Annotated in this window: 20 protein-coding genes and 1 other RNA gene; 12 read left to right on the top strand and 9 right to left on the bottom strand. The window is 43.2% G+C overall.

The genetic code is table 11. From position 1 onward, the window contains the following. Positions 1-4 precede the first annotated feature (4 nt). Together NLF92_RS05960 and NLF92_RS05955 are read right to left on the bottom strand one after the other, a co-directional pair. The gene (locus NLF92_RS05960; RefSeq protein WP_254099965.1) at positions 5-853 is read right to left on the bottom strand and encodes an XrtA system polysaccharide deacetylase; all 849 of its coding nucleotides are present in this window, start codon (positions 851-853) and stop codon (positions 5-7) included. Between the two features lie 169 nt (positions 854-1022). Then, positions 1023-2435 (bottom strand): TIGR03013 family XrtA/PEP-CTERM system glycosyltransferase, encoded by a 1413-nt coding sequence (locus NLF92_RS05955; protein WP_254099807.1) that lies wholly within the window; start codon positions 2433-2435, stop codon positions 1023-1025. 243 nt (positions 2436-2678) lie between these two features. Here NLF92_RS05955 and NLF92_RS05950 point away from each other — a divergent pair, with 243 nt between their 5' ends. From NLF92_RS05950 to NLF92_RS05935, 4 genes are all read left to right on the top strand, one after another. Then, on the top strand, positions 2679-3305 hold the full coding sequence (locus tag NLF92_RS05950; protein ID WP_254099805.1) for an XrtA/PEP-CTERM system exopolysaccharide export protein: 627 nt from the start codon (positions 2679-2681) through the stop codon (positions 3303-3305). A 120-nt stretch (positions 3306-3425) separates the two neighbouring features. Continuing rightward, positions 3426-4964 carry an XrtA system polysaccharide chain length determinant gene (locus NLF92_RS05945; RefSeq protein WP_254099803.1) on the top strand — a complete coding sequence of 513 codons (1539 nt, stop codon included), beginning with the start codon at positions 3426-3428 and terminating at the stop codon, positions 4962-4964. A 7-nt stretch (positions 4965-4971) separates the two neighbouring features. Beyond that, positions 4972-5946, top strand: a complete 975-nt coding sequence (locus NLF92_RS05940) for an XrtA-associated tyrosine autokinase (RefSeq protein WP_254099801.1) — start codon at positions 4972-4974, stop codon at positions 5944-5946. A gap of 17 nt (positions 5947-5963) precedes the next feature. Then, positions 5964-7598 (top strand): hypothetical protein, encoded by a 1635-nt coding sequence (locus tag NLF92_RS05935; protein WP_254099799.1) that lies wholly within the window; start codon positions 5964-5966, stop codon positions 7596-7598. A gap of 83 nt (positions 7599-7681) precedes the next feature. Here NLF92_RS05935 and NLF92_RS05930 read toward each other — a convergent pair whose 3' ends face one another. The 4 genes from NLF92_RS05930 to NLF92_RS05915 all read right to left on the bottom strand — a co-directional run bounded on the left by NLF92_RS05930 (position 7682) and on the right by NLF92_RS05915 (position 12438). Further along, positions 7682-8980, bottom strand: coding sequence for an XrtA/PEP-CTERM system-associated ATPase (locus tag NLF92_RS05930; protein WP_254099797.1), 1299 nt, complete (start codon positions 8978-8980; stop codon positions 7682-7684). Positions 8981-9172: 192 nt separating this feature from the next. After that, positions 9173-10456 carry an FAD-dependent monooxygenase gene (locus NLF92_RS05925; protein ID WP_254099796.1) on the bottom strand — a complete coding sequence of 428 codons (1284 nt, stop codon included), beginning with the start codon at positions 10454-10456 and terminating at the stop codon, positions 9173-9175. A gap of 18 nt (positions 10457-10474) precedes the next feature. Continuing rightward, positions 10475-11818: a Xaa-Pro aminopeptidase gene (gene pepP / locus NLF92_RS05920; protein WP_254099794.1), complete on the bottom strand. Its 1344-nt coding sequence runs from the start codon at positions 11816-11818 to the stop codon at positions 10475-10477. A 20-nt stretch (positions 11819-11838) separates the two neighbouring features. After that, positions 11839-12438 (bottom strand): UPF0149 family protein, encoded by a 600-nt coding sequence (locus tag NLF92_RS05915; RefSeq protein WP_254099792.1) that lies wholly within the window; start codon positions 12436-12438, stop codon positions 11839-11841. A gap of 124 nt (positions 12439-12562) precedes the next feature. Between NLF92_RS05915 and ssrS the strand changes: the two genes are divergently transcribed. From ssrS to serA, 6 genes are all read left to right on the top strand, one after another. Beyond that, positions 12563-12746, top strand: a non-coding RNA gene (gene ssrS / locus NLF92_RS05910) — 6S RNA. Positions 12747-12845: 99 nt separating this feature from the next. After that, on the top strand, positions 12846-13739 hold the full coding sequence (locus NLF92_RS05905) for a ribokinase (protein ID WP_254099790.1): 894 nt from the start codon (positions 12846-12848) through the stop codon (positions 13737-13739). 6 nt (positions 13740-13745) lie between these two features. Beyond that, a complete protein-coding gene (locus tag NLF92_RS05900) occupies positions 13746-14693 on the top strand; it encodes a nucleoside hydrolase (protein WP_254099787.1) in 948 nt (315 codons plus the stop codon). Further along, positions 14683-15264 carry a 5-formyltetrahydrofolate cyclo-ligase gene (locus NLF92_RS05895; protein WP_254099786.1) on the top strand — a complete coding sequence of 194 codons (582 nt, stop codon included), beginning with the start codon at positions 14683-14685 and terminating at the stop codon, positions 15262-15264. The genes NLF92_RS05900 and NLF92_RS05895 overlap by 11 nt, the downstream gene beginning before the upstream one ends. A gap of 50 nt (positions 15265-15314) precedes the next feature. Next, a complete protein-coding gene (gene rpiA / locus NLF92_RS05890) occupies positions 15315-15971 on the top strand; it encodes a ribose-5-phosphate isomerase RpiA (RefSeq protein ID WP_254099963.1) in 657 nt (218 codons plus the stop codon). Positions 15972-16124: 153 nt separating this feature from the next. Then, positions 16125-17354: a phosphoglycerate dehydrogenase gene (serA, locus tag NLF92_RS05885; RefSeq protein WP_254099784.1), complete on the top strand. Its 1230-nt coding sequence runs from the start codon at positions 16125-16127 to the stop codon at positions 17352-17354. A gap of 84 nt (positions 17355-17438) precedes the next feature. On the opposite strand, the gene NLF92_RS05880 is transcribed toward serA, so the two are convergent. The 3 genes from NLF92_RS05880 to NLF92_RS05870 all read right to left on the bottom strand — a co-directional run bounded on the left by NLF92_RS05880 (position 17439) and on the right by NLF92_RS05870 (position 19399). Next, the gene (locus NLF92_RS05880) at positions 17439-18176 is read right to left on the bottom strand and encodes a DUF481 domain-containing protein (protein WP_254099782.1); all 738 of its coding nucleotides are present in this window, start codon (positions 18174-18176) and stop codon (positions 17439-17441) included. A gap of 23 nt (positions 18177-18199) precedes the next feature. After that, positions 18200-19015 carry an HDOD domain-containing protein gene (locus NLF92_RS05875; protein ID WP_254099780.1) on the bottom strand — a complete coding sequence of 272 codons (816 nt, stop codon included), beginning with the start codon at positions 19013-19015 and terminating at the stop codon, positions 18200-18202. Between the two features lie 141 nt (positions 19016-19156). Beyond that, positions 19157-19399, bottom strand: coding sequence for a DUF1289 domain-containing protein (locus NLF92_RS05870; protein WP_254099778.1), 243 nt, complete (start codon positions 19397-19399; stop codon positions 19157-19159). 463 nt (positions 19400-19862) lie between these two features. Here NLF92_RS05870 and NLF92_RS05865 point away from each other — a divergent pair, with 463 nt between their 5' ends. Beyond that, entirely contained in the window at positions 19863-20297 is a 435-nt protein-coding gene (locus NLF92_RS05865) for a hypothetical protein (RefSeq protein ID WP_254099776.1), read from the top strand. A 10-nt stretch (positions 20298-20307) separates the two neighbouring features. Continuing rightward, positions 20308-24425: toxin TcdB middle/N-terminal domain-containing protein (locus tag NLF92_RS05860; protein WP_254099774.1), on the top strand; the 4118-nt coding region annotated here is incomplete at its 3' end.

The raw sequence follows: 24425 nt of genomic DNA, 5'->3' as shown, positions 1-24425 counted from the left end.
GTTGTCACGCCACTGCCTCTCGCGTAACTATCTGGTTATTCCCTTTGATCCCATAAGCTTGTGCCATGCTGGTCCAAGCAAAGTCATCAATTAATTGTTCTAGCTTTGGTTGCATCCGAGACAAGTTAATATAATGCCTAAACTGCGATTTTAGCGGGGCTCCTTTGACACGCGGTTGGTCAGGATCTATCTCCCATGGATGAAAATAAAAACTATAGGGCTGTTTCTCTTGAGTAATAAATTTTGAGATACGACGTTTTGATAACCAATACGGGAACAAACGGAAATACCCTCCACCACCAATCCCTTTGTTCTTTTCGTTCACTCGTAAGGTAGGGATAGGAATTTCTAACATGCCAGATTTATGCAAATGCGCGAAACGAGGCCAATGCGGTACGCCATATAGGTCATGCTCAATCGGGTATGTGCTAGAAGAATAAACGAAACCTAATTCTCGTAGCGTGTCATACACCCATTCATTGGATTCATTAATAGAAAAACTAGGTGCTCGATAACCTAGAATAGCTGAACCTGATAGCTGTTCTAAACGATCTTTGCTTTCAGCAACATCGCGATAAAACTCATCACGAGTCATCGTTGTTGCTCGTCGATGATTGGTTCCATGGCTGGCTAACTCATGTCCCTCATCAACAATTCGCTTAATGACATCAGGGCAATGTTCTGCAACCCAACCCAAGGTAAAAAAGGTCGCCTTGATATTTTTTTCATTGAATAGATCTATCAATCGGTGAGTATTATCACCGACACGCGGAGAGATTGTATGCCAATCAGCTGGGGATATTGATTTTTCAAAAGCAGAAACGTGAAAGTAATCTTCCACGTCTACCGTCATTGCATTCCATTGCACGGGTCGTCTCCGTTAGTGTGATAAGTCCATAGTACTGTTTTAGGTCAGTCGTATCCGAGTTTATCGCCTTTGTTTTGCTAATATCCAAAAGGCAAACAAGATAGTCCCTATATCGTCTTTAAAAGTATAGACCTAAGTTTTGATTTTGGTAAATTTATTGCCCTTTACCAAATAGCACCACTTCCACTGTTCTGATCAACACCAATATATCTAACAAAAAACTTTGGTGTTTTACGTAATATAAATCGAATTTTAATTTTTCCATCGCATCTTTAACGCTCGCCCCATATGGATAATTCAGCTGAGCCCAACCAGCTAGACCAGGTTTTACATTGTGCCGTTGATTGTAAAATGGGACTTCTTTATTGAGTTGTTCTACGAATTCTGGACGCTCTGGTCGAGGCCCTACAAAAGACATATCGCCGCGAAACACGTTGTATAATTGGGGTAATTCATCTAAACGATATTTGCGTATAAAGCCCCCAATACGCGTGACCCTCGCATCGTTTTTAGACGCCCACTGTGCGCCATTTTTTTCGGCATCAACCCCCATGCTTCGAAATTTATAAATGCCAAAGTTCTCGCCATCTTTGCCAACGCGAATTTGCTTGTAGAAAATGGATGCCCCCGTTTTACGGCCATCGTCTAAATAAATAGCTAAAGCGGTCAAAAGCATAAATGGCCAGACAAAAAATAAGACCAAGCTAGCCAAGCAGAAATTTAATGTGTAATCACTAATTTGTCTGACGTAATTTTGTGAATTAAACCCACCAGAATAAATAAGCCAACTCGGATACATCAAATTCACCAGTATTTGCCCGGTTTCTCGTTCCATGAAATCCAGTAAATCGGTAATTTGCGTGCCTTGTAAACGACAATCAAATAATACTTCTATAGGTAGAGTTCCCCTGCGCTGATCTGCTGCAATGACGATTTCATCAATATCGTTTTCCGCAATAAACTCTTTAAATGAATCATCAATATTCACATGCAAAATCGGTTCTTTCTTGACCCCTAACTCTATATTGTCTCCAGGGATAGGAATAAAACCTATTAGCTCAAAACCTTTTCTATCAGACGCTCTACGCATCCGGTTTTCAATAACAGACGCTCTTTCTCCAGCTCCTAAAATAACAATACGGGTTTGTGCTAGTCCCAGTGCGCCAAAACGAATAACAAAAAAACGAAACAATGAGCAACTCAAAATCGTCATCAAAATACAGACAACAAGATAATAAGAATGGATTAAAACATGGGTTAAAAACAGTTCTGTAAATACTGCCATAGCAAAAAAAGCCAAGCCTTGGGCTACGAATATTCGGCGAATAATCCCCCTAAAGGTTTCTCTTAGCTTAGGCTCATACAATCCCACTGCGAGCTGACTGAGGACGATAAACAAGGTGAAAATGATTAAAGGAAAGATATGCTGTGCAGCGAAACTAGGTGCAAATACATCAGCCAATTTGACCATAAAAAACGCAGCGTAACAGACGTACGCAATTAATATACTCTCAGCAAAAATGAGAGTACTTAAACGTTTATTTTTTCCATTTTTGGTCTTAGCCATTGTTCTTCCTTGATCAATAAATTTGATATTTGCATCCTGCAGTTTTTATATTATGCTATGTTTAATGTATGTCATAGCACTTTATGTACTTTAATTGCTAGCGAGATGTTGATTTAACTGGCTAGATAAATATGAGTACAAAGCAAAATTACCCCTTGCAAAATAACTGCTACAGACAATCGTTTTATGTCCGATACAAGGTTTATCGACAAGTTTTATAAAAAGTGAATAAAGGATTAACACATGGAACTCAAGCGCTTATGGATTGCTGCAACCGCTGTTGTATCAGTATTTTTAACAGGCTGTGCAACGCAAACCCTCCCTACCGCTCAGGTACGCGAGTCACTTACCACTAACGTTGATAATTATCAGTACCTCATCGGTCCAGGTGATAATTTATCTATCTTTGTTTGGCGTAACCCGGAAATTTCCGGGAACTTTATTGTGCGTCCTGACGGCAAAGTAACTACCTCATTGGTTGAAGATATAGTAGTCGCGGGGAAAACACCCACCAGCCTAGCCCGAGAAATAGAAGCTGAATTATCACGTTACATCAACAGTCCTCGAGTGACAGTGAGTGTGAATAATTTTTCTGGTCCTTTATCAGAACAAGTACGAGTGATTGGGGAAGCAACTAACCCCAGTGCCATTAATTACACACAGCATCTAACATTACTTGATTTAATGATTTCGGTAGGTGGTTTAACGGAATTTGCCAATGGTGATAATGCGGTATTAGTAAGAACAATTAACGGTGAGCAAAAGTCATACGCACTGAATATTGAAAAGTTGATCAAGGATGGGGATATCAGTAAAAATATTGATATGTTACCAGGTGATATTGTCATTATCCCAGAAGCTTGGTTTTAGACCGACAGAACAGATAATCATTCACACAGGCTAACACGATGTTACCCGTGTATTTCAATACCACTCTTTCGATGTTTAACCATATGATAAACATCAATACAATAAAATGGACTTTTTGGTATGCAGGATTTGCAACAAACCATCAATATAGCTCTAGATTACCTTCGAGGTATCTGGATCAAAAAACGCTTCGTGATTATTTGTACGTGGATTTTTTGTCCCATTGGATTTTTCTACGTCGCTAGCATGCCTAACGTTTATGAATCTGAAGCGAAGGTGTATGTAGACACACGCTCTTTGTTACAACCTCTATTACGGGGTTTAGCACTCCAAACTAATCCGCAAACAGAAATTGAAACAATGGCAAAAACGCTGTTAAGTCGTTCCAATGTAGAAGAGATTGCACGCCAAGCTGATTTGGACATAACGGCAACCGATGATGCTGCTTACACGCGTTTGATTAATGAACTCAGTAATGACATTGAGCTCAAATCAACGGGTAGAGATAATATTTATACTATCGCATATGCGCATCCTAATGCAGAAATGGCGCAAACGGTTGTACAAGAAACATTAGATTTATTTGTCGAGGGCTCCTTGGGAAATAACCGACGTGATACCGATACTGCAAATCGCTTCCTCGATGAGCAAATCGCTGAATATGAAAGTCGCTTATTGGAGTCTGAACAACGCTTAGCCGATTTTAAACGTCAATATGCGGATATTTTACCGCAGCAAGGTAGCTTTTATGACAACTTGAAAACGTTAAATCAGCAACTTGAGAGCAACCAACTGCAGATCCGTGAAACAGAACAGCAAGTGAATTCACTAAAAGGACAATTGCAACCTAGTAGTGATGGCAGTACTGATAACATCACTATCCAAACTCGTTTTGATTCACGGATTGAAAATCTTGAGACACGCTTGGATGAATTGCTATTACGCTTTACAGAAATTCACCCAGATGTCATTGAAACCAATACCTTGTTGGAAAATTTGAAAGCGTCAAGACAGCGTGAAATCGATGCCATGGTAAATTCACCATCATCTGATTCATCTTCAATGAACTTACTCACCCAAGAAATTCGCCTGGAAATCTCGCGTTTAGAGAGTTTGATGGCATCATTAGAGGTCAGAGCAAAAGATACTCAAGCAAAAATAACCGCTTTGCGTAGTAAGATTGATTTAGTCCCGCAAGTTGAAGCTGAATCGACTGCATTAAACCGTGACTACGGGATCATGCAGCAAAAGTATGAAGAATTACTTAATCGCCGTGAATCTGCAGAATTATCTAGACGCGCGGATGTTTCGTCTGAAGACCTTCAATTTAGAATTATTGAGCCACCTCTCGTTCCACAAAAACCCAGTGGTCCAAAACGTCTGATTTTCTATACTGCAGTTCTTATTCTAGGTTTTGGTGCCGGTACTGGATTAGCATTTTTAGTATCTCAGTTTTCACCAGTCTTGGTGCGTGCACATCAATTAACCACCATGACCACATATCCTATCCTTGGGTCAGTGACACACATTGATATTGATAATATTACCAAAAAGAATCGATTCAAAATTATCGTATTTTCTTTATCTTCGGGGGCTATTCTACTGATGTTTATAGGATTAGTCGGCCTAGAAATTTTAAATATTAACCCCTTAGCTTGAGGCATTTATGAATAATACAATAGAAAAAGCACTAGCTAGGCAGAAAGCAGCAGAGTTGGAGAAATCCAAACAATCCGAGCAAGCTAGCATGGACAATGTCGATGCAAAAGAGGCAAAAGCACCTGCCATGCAGGCCAATTCAATTGAAAAAGCATCTGCTAAACAGCAAAAAAATGTTATTGCCGGTGCTAACTCGGCAGTAATCAGTGCACCTGATGCACCAGAAGAGGTGATTAACCTCGATAAAATGATTAATATTGATGTGGCAGGTCTTGAACGAAAAGGCTTTGTCTCACTTACCAGTACGCGTTCTCGCATCAATGAAGAATATCGAGAGATCAAGCGCAAGTTATTGAAAAATGCTTTTGGCTTTTTATCTTCGACGATCAATCGTGCCAATATTATTATGGTTACTAGTGCGCGCCCTTCTGAAGGTAAAACATTTACCGCAGTAAATTTAGCGATGTCAATCGCCGCTGAAAAAGACAAAACTGTTTTGTTAGTGGATGCGGATGTGTTGAAGCCAAATGTCATGCGTACCCTAGGCGAGAAAACCAATTCAGGTTTGATGGAATACCTTATTGGTGAAAAAGAAAATTTAGCGGAAGTGATCTACCCGACGAATATCGATAAATTAAAAATTATTCCAGCGGGTCGTTCTCACCACCTTTCCACCGAATTACTAGCCAGTAAAAAAATGGAAGATACCATTGAGGAGTTTTCTTCTCGCTATTCTGACCGTGTCGTTATCATTGATACTCCACCTATGTTGGGTATCAATGAATCTGCGATTCTTGCAGGATTTGCCGGACAGGCTGTGGTAGTAGTAGAAGAAGGCCGGGCTAAATTGACGGATATACGCAAAGCGGTCGACCGTTTAGATCCAGAAATGGCTGTTGGATTTGTAGTTAACAAATCCACCTACCAGAGTTCTGATGACTCAGGGTATTACGGCTATTATTACGGTTCGGAAGAAAACTAATTAATGGAGTAGGCAAAATGCGTAAACCGCTTTTAGTCATATTAGTCGCTAACGCATTAGGGACAAGTGCAATGTTAAGTGCCGGTGAGTTATCTTTTGCTCCTGCACTTGATACCAGTTTAGTACAGCAAAAATATACATTTGCATCAGATGCACAAAGAGATATCAACACGCTTGTAGTAACACCATCATTTACCGCTGAATATAGCGCCCGCAAGTTCACTCTTAGTGCAACAGCAGCGCATACGCAACAAGAATCAAATGTAGATGAAGATACCCAAGAAGACAGCTTTACTAGCTATCGAGTAAATGGTGAATTTTTCATTGTCGATCGTCTGCTTTATCTGACCGTGGCTCGTTCACAAAGTCATCAGAGTTTTAATCCAAATCAATTTGCTATCGAAGATTTCTTGTTTCGTGATACCCCCCTGCGTAAAAACACCAGCCAGCAGATAAGCCTCAATAGCAATATCCAAAACAATGATTATATCAATGGTAACTTGCAGGCTTTTCATAGCCAGTTTGATATATCTGCTTTAGCAACCGAACTGAATGACAATGAATCTTCCACCTCGGGTTTTTCTGTGCAGCTTAGACAGGGTGACGATACTAAAGCAATGACGTGGTCTTTGGTGCTCAACCATCAAGATTCTGAACAGTTTTCTGCAAATGATTTATCAACACAGTATGCACAGCTGACGACTAATTTTAGAGTCTTTAATGACTTTGGTTTAACCACAACGGCCCAAACTGAAAAAAATGAAGTTACAGGAACGACACAAGCTTTCTCTCAGCTTAGAGACTTTAGTTCAATTGGATTGGGTGTGAATTATTCTCCAAGTGCCAATAGAATTATCGCACTGACCTACAACAAAGGCACCACAGATGGTTTAAACGGCCAAGCAGAAGAAGAGGATAATTTTGTTGCGGGCAGTATAAATTGGGCATTTTCCTCTCGTACACAACTCACCCTTAATGCTGCAAAACGATTTTATGGTCGTTCAGCTAGTGGTAATCTGAGTTACAACACAAAACATTGGCGAGCTAGTGCAACGCGCAGTGAGACGGTCACCTCGACCTCTCGCTTACTCAACGAAGGGAGTTCATTGGCAGCGTTTGTTTGCCCTACTGGGGCTACTAGTGTGGGAGATTGCTTTCTGCCTGACACACTCGATTATAATTTAGGTGCTGGAGAAAACTTCGTCAATTTTTTACAACCCAATATTTCTCTAGAAGACAGTATTATCTTACGTAAGAATAATGTCGTGAGTGTTGGCTATCAAAAACGTAAGTTATCCTTGAGTTTTAGTGCAAGTTTGAACGAAGATGAAAACCAAGCGAACTTCATCACTACAGAGACAGCTAGTAAAAATGCTTCAATCACTTATAAAGTGGGAGCCCGTTCATCCTTATCTTTGACTTGGACAGATTCTGAAACAAAGAGAATTGATCAAGATGATAACAATTTATCGGGTAACACTGATAAGGTGGCGCTCAGATTTGAGCGAACGTTTGGCCGTGATTGGTCTGCAAATGCTGAGTTAGCAAATATCAATCGAGATGGTTTTGTCCCTGGATTTGCTACCCAAGGTGATAAACTTAAAGATAAACGTGTTTCGGTCGGGCTTTCTTATCAACCGCAGTTAAAATAATAATATCAACACGAAAAAATCGCTGCTTAGTTAGTTAAACAGCGATTTTTTGTATCTTAATTTATGTCTGCTTGAGTTAGAGGCTACGATTCTTTGTCTTTGACGTAAGTTTGGTATTTGCGTTTGAGTAATTTATCAATATATTGGGTAAGTTTTAGCTTATTCGCAATCGCATCATCTAGGGCAAAGACTAATTCATCCAACATCGTCTTGTAATATTCAATATCATATTCTGCTAACTCTCTGCGCTTCGTCTCACTTAACAAAGAGTCTTTTAATGCAGAGATATCTATATTTTCAGCTGCTAATAACTCTTCTGTACGCAGTGTCTTCGTTGGGATAGTGGCATGCTTGTGGACTTGGGTATGATGAACATTCGCGTCTTCTTGCACAGCAGCTTTCATGACCAGACCTTGATGTGTCTCTACATCGGATACTTGGACAGGTACCGAAGCTGGACTGTTAGCGTGTTGTGCGTTAAAGGCCTGGACGCCCTGCTGCAGATTATAAAGAGCTTGTTCATTTTCTTCGGGAGTAAACATCTCTGCAGACACTTCCGCAATGACTTTTTGGATATCATCAGCGGTGAATGTATGCATATCTTCTAAAAAACCAAATAACAGCACACGATCCATAAAGGTATTTATCTTTCTTGGGATCCCCTTCGTAAATAAATAAATTTCTTGGAGTGCGTCGGCACTAAATAAATCATGTTTTGCTATATTCGTAGAATTATTATCTTGCTGTTGCTCTTTCCACCCCGCACTTATCATCCGATACTTAATATACTCATTGGTCTCCTCTGCATTCAAAGGCGCCAAATGACAAGACGCAACGATGCGTTGCCGAAATTGTTCCATGTTGGGTGCACGTAGGATCGGTTGTAGTTCTTCTTGACCTAACAAAAAACTCTGCAATAAAGGTTTACCCGCTTGTTGAAAATTCGACAGCATCCGCAATTCTTCAATGGTTTCCAAAGGTAAGTTTTGCGCTTCATCGACGAGTAATAACGCGCGTTTATTGTCTTTCGCTAGCGCATATAAGTATTGTTCTAGTGCGTCCAACACTTGAGTTTTAGATTTGTCTGTGACATCGACACCAAATTTGGTAGCCACCATTTTGACCACATCATCTGGTGACAGTTTTGGGGTGACAATTTGTGCCGCGACGATATCACCTTGCAAATTTGCTAATAAGCTATTTGCGATAGTCGTTTTCCCCGTGCCTATCCCGCCTGTAATAACAATAAAACCTTCAGCTTGTGATAAACCATATTCCAAGTACGACATCGCCCGTTTGTGCAACGTACTAGCAAAGAAAAACTCTGGATCGGGTGTTAGTTGGAAAGGTTTCGCGTTCAGTCCATAATGGGCTTCATACATGATTTATCGTCCTTGAATAATCGTAGTGGCTAAGCTAATTTTAATGCCACTGCATAGCTATAATTAAGTATAGCTGGAAACGTAAGGTTTGCAGGAAGAATGCGTTCGCAAAAACACTGCCTGGCATTTAATTTCAGTACATTTCCTAATTATATCGACCGGATATGCCCAATCAGAAGTATGAAATCTCGATTATTTTTCGCCCATTGCTTGTTGGGTAAACAATGATTTCAGAAAGGGATATTTGTGCAAGGTCAACAAACCAAAATTTCGCAGTGTATTAACACCAGGTATATCATTTGAAAAGATACTTACCAAAGCGGATGTTGCAGTCACTGTTTGTGCTCTATCAAGGCGACGATACTCGGTGAATTGTGCACTAAATTGAGCCGCTATGTGAGCGACGGACTGCTCTGCCCCAATCTGACTTTGCAGAATAAAAACTGCGTCTTTGATATCTCTAACACCAAGGTTAAATCCTTGCCCTGCAATAGGATGTAACGCTTGAGCTGCATTCCCTAGGCAGATACAACGCTGCACGACGCCTTGGTGTTGGGTTAGCTTTAAGGGAAACACATAGGGTTTGGTACTGGCACAAAAACGTCCTGCACGGTCACCAAAGACCTCTTGTAAGGCGGCTAAATCTATTGCTGCAAATCCATCTTTTTGGTCTTCGGCAATACACCATACCATGGAATACCATTGCTGGTAAGCAGGCTGACCTGCTGGTGTATGGATCGGTAACAACGCCAGTGGACCATGTTTGGTAAAGCGTTCAAAGGCCGTTAATGGATGGTGGTAACGAGAATAAGCGACACGATCAACGGCCACATTTGCGACCACTCCGTATTGCCCAAAATCGACTATCGACTTGGTAAAACCGAGCTCAGTTTTCAGTGGACTGCGCTCTCCGTCTGCAAAAAATAAAAGCTCGGAACTGAGCGTAAATACGCTAGGTGTCTCATCTTCAAACGGAGTGGCTTGAGGATTCACCTCAGGCCCAATATGAGCTTCTGTGTGCGGCGCTACCAGCAATTGCAAAGGGGCTAAGGCGATACTTTCCACTGATTGCAACACATAACCAGAATAAATAAGTAAGCGCCCACTATCGACATACTTCTCATATAATTTATCTGTAATGCATTGTGTCAGTGCTGATAAATTCACAACGACACCTAATTCAGCGACAGACACTTCCTTGGCAGTTAAACGGCATTGCCCAATATGTCCTTGATCGGAGACATGGATTTGCTCAATGCCTGGTCCTAATAAATGCGGATCAATACCGAGTTCTGCTAAGTATCTAACCGAGTTTTGCGCCAAGGCAACATAACGCGGGTCAGCTGTCTCATGAGTGATCTGATTCTGCTCTATCACCGCCACAGATAACGCAGTGTGTTCTAAAATTGCCAGTGCGGTTAACAGGCCTAACGTAGAGCCACCATTTATCACAATATCAACAGACTGGTTATGCATCATTTCACCTTAAGGAATTTATAACTGATGGTGATAAGGCTCTTGCATGAGCGCCTCAATCTCAGCAATGGTTTTGGGCACACCGCTGGTTAAAATCTCACATGAATCTGATTTAATTACTACATTATCTTCGATACGGATCCCAATACCATGATATCTTTCTGGGCAAGGACTGCCAGGAGAGATATACAAACCAGGTTCAATGGTTATGACGGTATTTTCTGCCAGAGGAAGATCGCCATAAGTATCCTTGTAAGCACCAACATCGTGTACATCCAATCCCAAATAATGCCCTATACCATGCATAAAATAGTCGCGATATGTATTCTGCTCGATATTATCTTGGACGCTGCCAGTCAGAATACCTAACTCGCAGAGGCCTGTTACCAAAACTACCAAACTGGCCTGCATAATTTCAGATAAGGTATTACCAGCACGGCATTGTGCTAGTGCGGCTTGTTGGGCATCGAGGACAATTTGATATAACTGCGCATGAGGTTTTGAAAAACGACCATTAACCGGAAAAGTTCGAGTAATATCTGCCGCATATCCAGCCAACTCACCACCGGCATCAATCAAGACCAAGGAATTATCCTGCAAGATCTGATTGTTTTCGGTGTAATGTAGGATACAAGCGTTATCCCCCCCACCTACTATCGATGTATAAGCTTGATTACGCGCGCCTGCCACTGCAAAATGATAATGCAACACCGCTTCTAGTTGCCCTTCATTCAGGCCTGGTCGGCATGCTCGCATTGCCATTTTATGTGCGTGAGCAGAGATTTCTCCAACCAAACGCATAATCTCTAATTCTTCAGCAGTTTTGACCAAACGCAGTTGATGCAAACTCTCACTGATATCTTTGATAGTTTGCGGTGCCAAAAAACTTTGTTTCGGTGTTTTGCGCACTTGTGTAATAGCGTCTTGTACGATAGTTTGGGCGGCATCTTGGGTAAATAGGTAATAAACCTCAGATAAACCTGAGAGATGCTCAGCTAACAAGACATGTAAATTCTCAATGGAACAAGCGCTATCTATGCCTAAAGTCTGTGGAGCGGCTGCCGTACCTAACCTTCTTCCATGCCAAATTTCTGCTAGGGGATCTTTGGGGAGACAAAACAAAATACTGTCCAAACCAGCGTCAGTTTTCAGTAAAAGTAACGCTGCATCAGGCTCTAAAAAACCGGTCAGATACATAAAATCACTGTCTTGCCTAAAGACATATTCGGTGTCATTTGAGCGTGTTTTTAACTGTCCTCCAAGGACTAAACAAGCACTATTCGTGCTCATAAACTCAGCTAAACGAGCCCGTCTTTCTGCGAAGACTGTATTAGATAAACTAGGAGCAATAAATGATGTCATAAGGCCTCAAAGAAGTGCTATTAATGCAGTGTGGGTTTATCGCTATCGACAGTTGCTGAACCCGTTGTTTCTTCTACATGAATCTTGGTTGCAGCTTGGGCAGGTTGGAATTCGTTGAAACAGAGCATTGCGGTTATGCGAACGTATTCAATGACTTCTGTTAACTGAGATTCCGTTTCTTCATCATCATCCATCGGTGCATCCATACGCATGATTTCTGCAAAATCTTGGATACCTTCTTGCACTTCTTCAGAACAGTCTGCAAAAGATGTTTGGCGAAGGCCGATACCTGTCATAAAACCTTGGACCCAATGAATCAGTCCCTGACCTTGTTCATTGATTGGCGCATCCATCTCTGGAATCAGCATATTTAAAGCAAAATCGTTTTCTGCGTATTCTTTTACCGTCGTGCTGAACAAATCATCGACCGCATTTAGTACTTCTTGGGGGTAATCAACGCCATTGTTTGAAATGTCAGCAAGCACCGCAAACCATTCGCGGTTATCAACGGGCATTCCACCACTCAACATACCACATATCAGACCATGTAATTCAGCCCCATCAATCAAAATATCGTGCTTTGCTAAAAGGTCTGTAAGTGTTTGAAATTGTTGACTCATAAGGGATTCTCTGCAGTACTTTATAGTTTTAGACTAGCAAATTTTCAGCCAAAATGCTGTATTTTCTCTGGGAAAAATAAAATTAATTATGTGGACTTGTGAAACGGTTTTGTTATCCTATTTTTGTCTCCTGAGGTGTTGGCGTGTTCATACATGTCCCTGGCCGATGCTTTAAACCTAGGAAGTTGACTCCACTGCTTTTGTGCAAGCTCAACCCGTATTGAGAAGCCTACGGTAGTGATGATACTTCCGCCCTGAACATTTCGGCGTTCTGGGCGAATTATGATCCGCGGCATCTTGGGTGACAAATCTCCTGCAAATATTCTCCATCTTCACCTGACACTGCCGCGCATTTCTTTTATAATTCAAACATATAAAATCAATAACAAAAAAAGGCACCGTTCCTTATGGCAGTTATCAATTTTGGTTCGATAAATATCGACCACGTTTACCAAGTCCCACACTTTGTCCAACCCGGTGAAACATTAGACTCTACCTCATATCAAATTTTACTGGGGGGGAAAGGTGCTAACCAGTCAATCGCTTTGGCAAATGCCGGCGCTGATGTGTTACATGTTGGTTGTATCAACGAACACGATGTGCAATTTAAACAAGCCATGATCAAAAATGGGATCAATGGTCGTTTTATTCGCTGTACAGACACGCCTTCAGGGCATGCTATTATCCAAGTAACACCGAGCGGTGAAAACGCGATCTTCCTCTTCGGTGGAGCCAATCGCGAAATTGCGGAACAGGATATTCAAAAAGCCTTAGCTGATTCCGAAGCGACTGATTGGGTGTTACTGCAAAACGAAACCTCTGGTACAGCTGAAGTGTTACGACAGGCCAAAGCAAAAGGGCTTAAAGTGGCATTTAACCCAGCTCCTATGACTGAAGATATCAAATCATTAAAGTTTACCGAAATTGATGTCATTATTGTCAATGAGGTCGAAGCGGCCGAATTATCAGAAAAAACGCATATGGATGATATAGAAGCGTTCTTCAGAACGCATTTTGCACATGGCGCTGTCATCATTACCCAAGGTAAAAAGGGAGCTAAATGGTTTACCGCAGATGCCACGGTAGAAGTCCCTGCTTTTGTTGTTGATGCGGTAGATACTACTGCTGCAGGGGACACCTTTATCGGTTTCTTTTTGGCGCATTACCAAGCGCATAATCAAGCAGAAAGTGCCTTGCGCTATGCTTGCGCCGCATCAGCACTAGCGGTTACTCAGCCCGGTGCGGCCCAATCCATCCCTACGGCGGAACAAGTAAGCGCATTTTTAGCTGAACAAGGATAACTCGCTATGTCACAACCACATAAAATTATTTTAGATACCGACCCAGGTATTGACGATGCAATGGCAATATTTTTTGCCTTCCAATCTCCAGCTATAGAAGTCCTTGGGCTAACCACGGTCTATGGTAATGTCCCGGTGACAATGTCTGCCCAAAACGCTTTGCGTTTGTGTGATTTGGCCGAAGTGGATGTGCCTGTTACCCAAGGTGTTGGTTTACCATGGGTAGGTCCAGAGTCTACCTATGCACATTTTGTCCATGGAGATAACGGATTTGGGGATATTCCTGTCGCCCCACCAAAACGCCAACTCGATCCACGTTCTTCGGCCCAATTTATTGTTGATACCGTCAAAGCACAGCCGGGCGAAGTAACGTTGGTTGCCGTTGGACCGCTTGGTAATTTAGCACTTGCTCTGCGCTTGGAGCCGGAATTACCCAAACTCGTCAAGCAAGTCTACATCATGGGCGGGGCTGCATTTGTCAAAGGTAACGTGACGCCATTAGCAGAAGCAAACATTTGGAATGATGCCCATGCAGCTGCGATTGTTTTTGGTGCTGATTGGGAACTCACCATGTTTGGTTTAGATGTCACTTATGACATTCCTTTTGCCCCTGACTTTGTTGACATTTTAGCTGAGAAAAACCCAGTTTTAGGAGGCTTTGTTAGAGATTCGTCACAGTTTTATATGGATTTTTATTCACAAGGCTTACCTCAGAGAGTCTGCTATTTCCACGATGCATTTCCACTGGCTTATTTGATCCAACCTGAGCTATTTAAATTTACCAGAGGTCACGCTAGAGTTGGCGTAGATACCCTAGACCGAGGACAAACTTCGCTTGCCCCAGAAGGTTCAACCATGAGTCCACTGTGGCTAGATGCGCCACAAATTAACGTGGCTACCCAGGTAGATCACGCTGCTTTAACCCAACTCTTTATCGATACATATGCCAACTAAAGGACTGCGCCAGCACCTCAGACAAGTTCGACGCGCTCTGAGTGAGGATGCACAAACTAACGCGGCAATCGCACTACAAGAACGTATTAGTGCTTTGCCGCAATGGTCTTCGGCGCAAACCATTAGCTCATACTTATGCTTTGATGGTGAGATCTCAACGCACCTCATTCACCTTCTAGCATGGCAACAAAACAAAGCGATTGTCTTACCGATTTTAGATCCCAAACACTCTGGGCACTTGGTCTTTCACGAGTACTTTGCCGACAGCCACATGCAAGTCAATAAATTTGGTATTGCAGAGCCCCTTCTAGAAAAGAATAAGCAAGTGACAATGGCCCACATAGACGTGATGTTAGTTCCTGTGGTTGGCTTTGATCAACAGGCTAATCGCATGGGCATGGGCGGGGGATTTTACGATCGGACTTTGGCCAATATTTACCAAAATAAAGATCGTCCCCTACTGGTTGGAGTGGCCCACGATGCACAAGAAGTAACACAGCTCACCCCTGCTGAATGGGATATACCAATGGATTATATTGTGACTGATAGAAAGGTTATTTCTCGCAAGTAAATTTACGCTACAATTAGCATAATAATGAATCAACTATGAGTGAACACACCATGACACAAGATGACAAAAAACGCGCTGCAGCCAGAGCTGCCTTGAAATATGTAGAAGCAGATGCAATTGTCGGTGTCGGGACCGGTTCTACAGTCAATTACTTTATCGAGGCGCTAGCAGAAAAAAAACACCTGATCGAAGGTGCGGTATCTAGCTCAGACGCATCAACCGAACGTTTAAAAGCACTTGGTATAGAAGTATTTGACCTAAATTCTGTCGGCAGCTTTGATATTTATATCGATGGTGCAGACGAAATCACCGAACACAAACACATGATAAAAGGTGGCGGTGCTGCACTTACTCGAGAAAAAATTGTCGCGGCCGTGGCCCAGAAATTTGTGTGTATTATTGATGATACGAAACAAGTTGGTGTACTTGGTAACTTCCCTTTACCTGTGGAAGTGATTCCAATGGCTCGTTCCTATGTGGCCAGAGAGTTGGTCAAACTAGGTGGCGATCCGGTTTATCGCGAAGGTGTCGTTACCGATAATGGTAATGTGATTATCGATGTACACAACTTGACCATATTGAATCCTCGTGAACTGGAACAGCAAATTAACAACATAGTTGGTGTCGTCACTAACGGACTATTTGCCGAACGTGGTGCTGACATTGTTTTAGTTGGAGATAATAATGGTGTAACTACCATTTCATAGGCCAACATTTATACACATGACAAACGTTACCCAAAACCGTAATGTTTGTTTTAACTAAGACTAAAAAAGACTATTCACAAAAACGGATTTTTGCTAAATTACTCATTTAGACGTCTAGATGTCCTTAATTTTACAAATAGGTAACATATCCACATGAGCAAGGTTTCTCTCCCAAAAGATAAAATCAAAATTTTATTACTTGAAGGTGTTCATCAAAGCGCCGTTGAAACACTAGAAAATAACGGTTACTTCAATATTGAATATTTAAAAACGTCCTTGCCAGAAGACGAACTGATTGAAAAAGTAAAAGATGTTCATTTCATTGGCCTTCGCTCTCGTACTCAGATTACTGAAAACGTTGTCGCTAATGCGCCAAAACTCATTGCAGTAGGTTGTTTCTGTATTGGTACCAATCAGGTCGACCTAACAGCAACACAGCTTCGTGGTATTCCAGTATTTAATGCACCATTCTCTAATACGCGTTCGGTTGCCGAGTTAGTTCTGGGTATGCTGATCTTATTACTCCGTGGTGTCCCTGCTAAAAATGCTAAAGCACATCGTGGCGAATGGGAGAAATCTGCGGTTGGTTCTTATGAAGCCCGTGGTAAAACACTAGGTATTATTGGTTATGGTCACATCGGTACACAGTTAAGTATCTTGGCTGAACATTTGGGTATGCGTGTACAGTTTTTCGATATTGAAGATAAACTTGTGCTGGGTAATGCCATCCAAATCAAGACACTTAAGCAATTATTGAACACATCTGATGTTGTTAGTTTGCATGTGCCTGAAACTGCCGATACCCAAAATATGATGGGTGCAGAAGAAATCGCTCAAATGAAAGACGGTGCTATTTTAATTAATGCCGCGCGTGGCACAGTGATTGATATTCCTGCACTAGAAGCCGCCTTGGAATCAGGGAAACTCAACGGCGCTGCAGTTGACGTATTCCCGGTTGAACCAAAATCAAACCAAGAGGAGTTCGAATCTCCATTACGTCGCTTTGATAATGTCATATTAACCCCTCACGTTGGCGGCAGTACCCAAGAAGCACAAGAGAATATCGGTATTGAAGTTGCTGGAAAAATGGCTAAGTACTCAGATAATGGTTCTACTTTATCTGCGGTTAACTTTCCAGAAGTTTCCCTTCCTGGACATGCTAAGCATTCCCGTTTATTGCACATTCATAAAAATGCACCGGGTGTACTAACACAAATTAACCAAGCATTTGCAGAGCAGAATATTAATATTGCTGCGCAGTACTTACAAACCAACGAAAATATCGGTTACGTAGTACTAGAAGTAGAAACTGACCGTGCAGAAGATGCCTTTACCCAATTGAAAGGTATCGCCGGAACGATTAAAACTCGGATCTTGCACTAAGCACTCACGCTTTCTCAAAGCGCGAACGCACAAAAAAAGGAGAATTTTCATTCTCCTTTTTTTGTGCCTAGGGGAAGTTCAAGCTTAGAAAAAACTATAGACCAATGTGACAGATGTTTCAGTATCGAGATTATCGGCGTCACCTTCTACGCTGGAGTTATGATCCAACTTTAACGAAACTTTCATTGAAATACCGTTGTTTAACTTAGCAATCACTGAGGTTTTAGAACGTGATTTAGTGTTATCTTCACCATATTCTGTCGAAAGCGTTTGTGTGATCCGCGCATTATCTGACAACACATAACTATAATCCAAAGCCGCACGGACGATAACACTATTTAAGTCAGCACCCGCTTGATCTTTGGCAAAGCTATAACCAGGACCGACGGAATAATTAAACGTTTGTTTTTCATCTTGCAGTACTTGTTGGTTATACCCCAAGGCCACAGTCGCTTGATACTGGAAACTAGAAAAGCGGTCATCCTCATACGAAGAGAACGCAAACAGACGTTGATCTGGATTCGTTAACTTATAATTACCCTGCCCGGATAAAAAGAGTTTTTGTGCAGTAGTTTCTTTCGAGCCTGCGACTTCATCCTGCTTGTATAACCCTTCCAACGTATACTCATTACTCCATTCAGTAAGCTCCTGAGTGCCTTTTAAGCCAGCAGTGATAGATGTTGTATCAGTGTTACCTGTGGTCAAAATAAAACCGAACTCACCATCCATTGAATAAGGTTTAGGTGCAGCTTCTGAAGTGGCAAATACAGGTGTAATGGTGGCTCCTAATAACGCAAGGGTTACCACAGGAAGAAAACGCATAAAAGGTCCTTTTTGTAAGACAGTTAAAATAGGGATTGTATCGTTAGGGCTTCTTGTTCTGCTAATGCATAGAAAGCAGCTAATTCCTTATATTCTAACGATAATTCAGTCAAAGAACTAGCTTTGTGAAAACATTGTTCAGGGTCTGTACAACTATTAAAGATCCACTCTATAGCTTGTGCCTGACACAGTAAGCGCTCTTCTAGCGGCTTATGATCTTGGGAGCTGTCATGAGCATCCATGAGCGGTGCATAAAGTTGTAGAGGCAGTTGCCAATGCTGAAGTACTCCCCCGCTACACAAAGCAAAGTCAAAACCAAAATAAATACTCTGTTTTTGCCAGGGTTCAACACACTCGGCATCATTCAGATATGACTGGTAAGCATCGGGAGAGTGCTGTGCTATGATCATTTCACTGAGATGATACAAAATTCCCAACACAAAAAAACGTTCTGTCCCTCTAACGTGCTCTTTTGCTAGACGCTTTGCGAGTACTCCTGTGACGACTGACTTGTACCAATGCTGTTTGGTATTAATCAAATCATTATGGTACGTAAAAACAGCTTTCTGTGCGGTTTCCGCAATCACTAAGTTATAAATAGCCTCACCACCTACCACATTAATCGCCCTAGCAATATTGTCTATCTGTGCAGGAAAACGAAATAATGCACTATTCGCTAAGCGAAGTACTTTACTCGTTAGTGCTGGATCTATACTAATCAAACGGGCAATATCTTGCACATCCGTAGTTGGCGAGTCGAGCAACTCACGTAAACGAAGACTGATTTCTGGGAGAGTATAAGTGTCTTGGGCATAGGCCGCATATTGACTAAATGGCATAAGTAAACAGTACTTCTATAGTTTGCTAAATGTTTTAGTCAACAGTATAGCAGGCCAATAATATTATGCCGAAAATAGGGACTTATCTCATCTCAAAGGGTTACATCAGATGCACTAGGATACATAAGGAACAACCTAAAATTAAAATAGGTCTTGTTGTGTATCTTCTTCAACGACTTTGATTTTGGCCTGCTGACGTTTTAAGTAGGCTGTTTTCCGGCGCATACATGCATCATTGATTTGCTTACGGGTATTGTCATCGATAGACAGCCAGTGCAAACGTTCTTCACGAGAACGAAAACAGCCTTCACAAAACCCCTTAGGTCCAGAAGTACATACCCCAATACATGGGCTGGGAATTTCAAATATTTCAATTTGACGCATATAAATTAAAAACTGTGACCTAGTTAACTGACTGTATTTGTCAGTCATAAATTATAATGGATAAATTTTTGTTGTATACCAAACCTATCGGGAAAAACGGTGTGATCATGAGAATTTTGTAAAGAACGATAGCGAAGATAAACCATACACGTCCGGTAAACCTCGTCTATCAAAAGTAACCTAATTTCGTTCAGCCATCATTAGTGCATTTCCTCTTTCAAGAAATTACCAAAAGCTACAATTTGTACAATTTTTAATCAATCTATTCACTAACTTACATTTTGCTTTTTTGTTTTTTATCCATTTTGAATTTGCGCTTCAATGCGTATTACGGCGCTATATTCCTATCATTTTTCACTTGTAAAATAAGTGCAATTAAAAAGTAAATAAAATGTAAATATTGACAAGGGGTTATCTTTTTTTTAGCGTGATGATACATCATGTTTAGCCGTCTTGATTGCCTATGAAACGTTGTTTTGCTTGCGTTATCACGCCTGTTGTAATGCCCATTATTATTTCTATCGGAGCGTTGTTACTCATACTTCTGCCATCTGCGGTGTCACCAGCTATGGCGCAGAGCGCCAATGATTTACCTTCTCTTCATACCAATACACCAGATGCATTGTTTCACATAGCCACCTTAGAAGGCGCAAGCACCCCAGATTGCCCTTATGTGGGGCAGCAGTTAGTGCAATTGACGCTATCTCATGAAGCGCATGTTGCGCTTGAAACGTCTTCTGCATCTGATATTGCCGTTTCCATGACATTGGTGGCCATCACACCGGATAATGCGCGTTTTGCTGTCGGCACCGTCACTTACAGCGAAGGTGTATCGCGCTATCGGGTGCGTTTTGATGCGGGGTATTGCACACAATCCCTTGATATCGACTGGCAGTAAGGGATAGATGATGGTGTATCTCATTCGAAGTGTGTTATGTGTTTTGTTGGTTTGCAGTACCTTGTACCATGCTCATGCCAGCACAGAGTATGTCGGCACCCTAGCGGGCGAGTTTCGCGTAGCCGAAAGTGGCGCAGCGACGTATACGGTGCCCATCACCGTACCCAAAGCCCGCGGCGACGTAGCACCTCAGATCGCTTTGCAATATCATTCACATAACACGCGCGAGGGCTTGCTGGGCGTCGGTTGGCAGTTATCGGCCAGCTCAGCCATCACGCGTTGCCCATCCACGCCCATCATGGATAGCACCATCACACCAATTTATTTTGATACACGCGACCACTTTTGTCTTGATGGTCAGCGCTTAGTTGTGAGCTCGGGGCAAAAAGGTCACGATGGCACAACGTATCATACCGATATTGATAATTTTGCCGTGATAACGTCCTTTGATGATAACCATGACGGTCACCCGCGTTATTTTAGTGTGCAAACCAAGTCCGGTGAAACGCATTATTATGGCGATGTCAGTCATGCACCTTATCCCTATCGAGGTGAGGATGCGTTGGTCTTACACCCTGAGCAATCTCATGTGGCCAAGGCGTGGATGTTAAAAGCCATTGAGGATGTGGCAGGTAATTATATTGAGTTTCACTATCATAGCTCTGCCATGAGCGGTGCAGCCCTGTTATCCCATATTCAATACGGTGGCCACATCCAAGGTGATGCGCCGTATATCGATGTGCGGTTTGAGTACGAGCACACCGGCACTGGCTTTTCCGGCTATTATTTTGGTATGCCTGTGCGCAATGACCAGCGCTTAACGGATATCACGGTGTTGCAAGATGGCCATACGTATCGCAAGTATACCCTTAATTACGATGTGGCTGCGCATTTGCAGGCCAAAACCACATTAACGAGCATCGTCGAATGCGCCCCTCGTTCCGGTCAACAGCTGAGTTTGCGCTGCAAACCGGCGACTCAGTTTGCTTGGCACGGCGTACCTGATACTCCCTATTATCAACCCTTTGCGTCAGCAGAGCGCTGGCTCAGTCATCACCGCTATGCTGAGCATCGCCTCTTTGATATCAATGGCGATGGGGTGGATGATGTGGTGTATGAAAAAGACGGTGCGTGGCGAGCCAGAATCACTCATTTTGGCGATATTCACTTAAGTCATGTTGGGGCGGGCAGTAAAGAGCGCTCCTATGCCATGGCGTTTGATGGCAATGTGGATGGGGTCATGGACTTGCTGGTGTTTCATGGCAGCACAGTGATGTACGTGTACCTTGACACGCACAGCCGTCCGGTACAAGTAAACACCCAAATGCACATTCCATTCACTGACTATCAGCGCGGGGTTATCAGCGCCGATGTCAATGGCGATGGGCGCAGCGATTTGGTCTATCAACAAAGTGGCCATGTCAGAGCGCTTATCAATCCTGCCGGACAAGGGCGCTGGCAGCGCATCACCTTGCATGCATTTGCTGCCGACGATGTGGTGAACTTGCGTCTGTTTGATGAGGCAAAAGACACCACCGCCGCCTTTGATGTGAACGGCGATGGGCGCACGGATTTTGTGTTTGAGCTACAAAAACGGGAATATTATTGTGTGTTTTCAGGGCCCATCTTTAATCCGCGCAGCATGCCCCGGCCATTGGCTGAGCCTGCAATATCCGCTATGCGCACTGAGTTTGATGCCTTTGCGGCCGCTGAGCCTGGTTTGGATGCTGGTTTGGATGCTGGTTTGGATAATGGTGGGAAGTTTGAGTGCATGCGTCGGGGTGGGCGCTGGGTGTCTCAGCGCTACACCACCCAAGAGATGTTTGTCTCCTCAGGGGATATGGCCACACCTCGCCTGAGGGCCACCGGCACCCTTGGCACAGCCAGTACCGAACAGATGCGTCCGGTGGATATCAATGGCGATGGCCTATCGGATATTATGTATACCCTCAATGGGACATGGTTTTATCGCATCTCAACTGGCACCTATTTTCGTCAAGGCCAGTCGACGGGGCTAAGTGCCAGTAATGCGCTGAGCCACCGCACGCACTTTGTTGATATCAACGGCGATGGGCGCACCGATATCTTGCACGCTTCGCGAGAAACGCAACTGGATATCTACATGTCCTCACCCATCGACGGTGTCAGTGACCGAGTGAGCTTTTCACGCACAGGTACAAGGCATGTGTCAGCGAACGCTCGGATCCATTTAGGCTTGCTCAACCGCGATAATCACATCGATGTATTGACCTACCAGCGCGGCACCTGGTCGGTATACTGGGGGCAACAGCATCCGGCAGTCGATACCATTCACACCATCACCAATGGCTTTGGGGTCAGCACCGAGATTGACTATCGCGCGCAATCTGACCCGGCGGTCTATACCCTGACCCAGCCTCGACATAGCTTGCCTGAGCAGGTGATTGCGCCCGGACGGGGTCCAAACTTAGTCTACCAAGTGCATACTGATAGTAATGTGGATATCGACAGCTACACCAAAGAGCGGTTGAGCGTGCGCTATCACTACCGCGATGCGTTATTGCATATTGCAGGACGCGGTGTATTGGGCTTTGGTGAGTTACAAACCCAAGATAGGCAAACGGGCGTTGTCACCACCACGTCATATCACCAAGACGCAAGTGGCCAGCGGTATGCATTGATTGGCATGCCCTTAGCGACGACGCAAACACTCAACGATAAAGTGTTATCGACATCCACCAATACCTTGGCCGTGAAAACGACGGCAACGGGCAGTCTATTTCCCTATATTGCGAGCTCCACCGATAGCATTATTCACGTGGATGATGATGCGCAAGCGGTGCATGAGGTTGGGGCAATCCATACCACCTATGAGTACGATGACTATGGCAATCTGACTTACTCTAAAACCGAGCAATATGACCGACGCTCCTCATGGTATACCCCCTATATACGCACTGAAACCACCAACACCTATGGCTCTGATGAAAACATGCAGCGTTTGGGGCGGTTGACCAAAACACAAGTCACCCATTCAAGCAATGTGGCAGGCACGAATAAGCGCCAAAGTGTGTTTACCTATCAAGCCAATGGCTTACTGCAAAGTAGTACCGTCTATGGCGATAGCGTTACGGGGAATTATCACGCGCAAGACCCGCGCTACGTTGGTCATCATTTAAAAACGCTCTATGCCTATGATGCATATGGACAACAAACCGCCCAGTGTACGACAGACGATATTAGCCAAACGCAAGTGCTCGATGCATCCAGTCAGTCACATGGTGCTCGCTGCGCGCACACCGAATACAGCGACGATGGACGTGTCATCAGTGCGAGCATTAACAGTCTAGGCGAGAGGACGACCCTAGACTATGATGCCTCACACGGTGAGCACCTAGGGATAATATATCAGGTCACCACCACGACAGAAAATGGCGTCAGCACCCGTGTGCACATAGATGGATTTGGGCGCCAAGTTGCTACGACATTGCCCAATGGGGTGATACAGCGCACCAGTATGGGGTATACCAGCAGCTACGCTGCGCATTTTTATGAGCAACGTACCCAGCCTGGTCAAGCCCCGGTGACCGTGTATTATGACGCATGGGGGCGTGAGGTGGCAAGCGTGACGCGCAAACGCGAAGTTAACGATGAGTATCAGGATATTGTGGTCAAGAAAACCTATGATAATCAAGGTCGTTTAGCAAGTGTATCGCAACCGAATGATTTTACTGCAACGACCACTACCGCCTATGATGTGCTAGGCAGACCCACTAGCGTGACGCGTCCAGAGGGTCAAGTAGAAACGGTATCGCGAAGTAATGGTGCAATCATCACCACTAATGCTTTAGGTCAAGTCCACACTGAGCAGCGCGATCCCTTTGGGCAATTACGTTCGACCAAAGATAATCTGGGTAATGAAGTCTTTTTTACTTACGATGTCATGGGAAATCTTACTCGAACAAGTAATAGCTTTAACCGTCAAGTCATTGCTAACACCTATGACAGTTGGGGGCGTAAAATCAACACTACTGACCCTGATAAAGGTACCTGGCGATATAAATATAACCATTATGGTGAGCTGATTGAGCAATCCGATGCCATGGGACATCGCTATGATTTTACCTACGATTCACTCGGGCGCATGGT

Origin of the sequence: Opacimonas viscosa (assembly GCF_024199005.1) — a bacterium.
In the GTDB taxonomy this organism is placed as follows: Bacteria; Pseudomonadota; Gammaproteobacteria; order Enterobacterales; family Alteromonadaceae; genus Opacimonas; species Opacimonas viscosa.
This window is presented reverse-complemented; position numbering and strand designations above follow the sequence as displayed.

Coding starts and splice junctions, on each gene's coding strand:
- NLF92_RS05950 (WP_254099805.1), top strand. CDS start 2,679: ATGGAACTCAAGCGCTTATGGATTGCTGCAACCGCTGTTGTATCAGTA.
- NLF92_RS05940 (WP_254099801.1), top strand. CDS start 4,972: ATGAATAATACAATAGAAAAAGCACTAGCTAGGCAGAAAGCAGCAGAG.
- NLF92_RS05935 (WP_254099799.1), top strand. CDS start 5,964: ATGCGTAAACCGCTTTTAGTCATATTAGTCGCTAACGCATTAGGGACA.
- NLF92_RS05905 (WP_254099790.1), top strand. CDS start 12,846: ATGGCAGTTATCAATTTTGGTTCGATAAATATCGACCACGTTTACCAA.
- NLF92_RS05875 (WP_254099780.1), bottom strand. CDS start 19,015: ATGCCATTTAGTCAATATGCGGCCTATGCCCAAGACACTTATACTCTC.
- NLF92_RS05880 (WP_254099782.1), bottom strand. CDS start 18,176: ATGCGTTTTCTTCCTGTGGTAACCCTTGCGTTATTAGGAGCCACCATT.
- NLF92_RS05900 (WP_254099787.1), top strand. CDS start 13,746: ATGTCACAACCACATAAAATTATTTTAGATACCGACCCAGGTATTGAC.
- NLF92_RS05915 (WP_254099792.1), bottom strand. CDS start 12,438: ATGAGTCAACAATTTCAAACACTTACAGACCTTTTAGCAAAGCACGAT.
- NLF92_RS05865 (WP_254099776.1), top strand. CDS start 19,863: ATGAAACGTTGTTTTGCTTGCGTTATCACGCCTGTTGTAATGCCCATT.
- NLF92_RS05945 (WP_254099803.1), top strand. CDS start 3,426: ATGCAGGATTTGCAACAAACCATCAATATAGCTCTAGATTACCTTCGA.
- serA (WP_254099784.1), top strand. CDS start 16,125: ATGAGCAAGGTTTCTCTCCCAAAAGATAAAATCAAAATTTTATTACTT.
- NLF92_RS05960 (WP_254099965.1), bottom strand. CDS start 853: ATGACGGTAGACGTGGAAGATTACTTTCACGTTTCTGCTTTTGAAAAA.
- pepP (WP_254099794.1), bottom strand. CDS start 11,818: ATGACATCATTTATTGCTCCTAGTTTATCTAATACAGTCTTCGCAGAA.
- NLF92_RS05870 (WP_254099778.1), bottom strand. CDS start 19,399: ATGCGTCAAATTGAAATATTTGAAATTCCCAGCCCATGTATTGGGGTA.
- NLF92_RS05955 (WP_254099807.1), bottom strand. CDS start 2,435: ATGGCTAAGACCAAAAATGGAAAAAATAAACGTTTAAGTACTCTCATT.
- NLF92_RS05895 (WP_254099786.1), top strand. CDS start 14,683: ATGCCAACTAAAGGACTGCGCCAGCACCTCAGACAAGTTCGACGCGCT.
- NLF92_RS05925 (WP_254099796.1), bottom strand. CDS start 10,456: ATGCATAACCAGTCTGTTGATATTGTGATAAATGGTGGCTCTACGTTA.
- NLF92_RS05930 (WP_254099797.1), bottom strand. CDS start 8,980: ATGTATGAAGCCCATTATGGACTGAACGCGAAACCTTTCCAACTAACA.
- rpiA (WP_254099963.1), top strand. CDS start 15,315: ATGACACAAGATGACAAAAAACGCGCTGCAGCCAGAGCTGCCTTGAAA.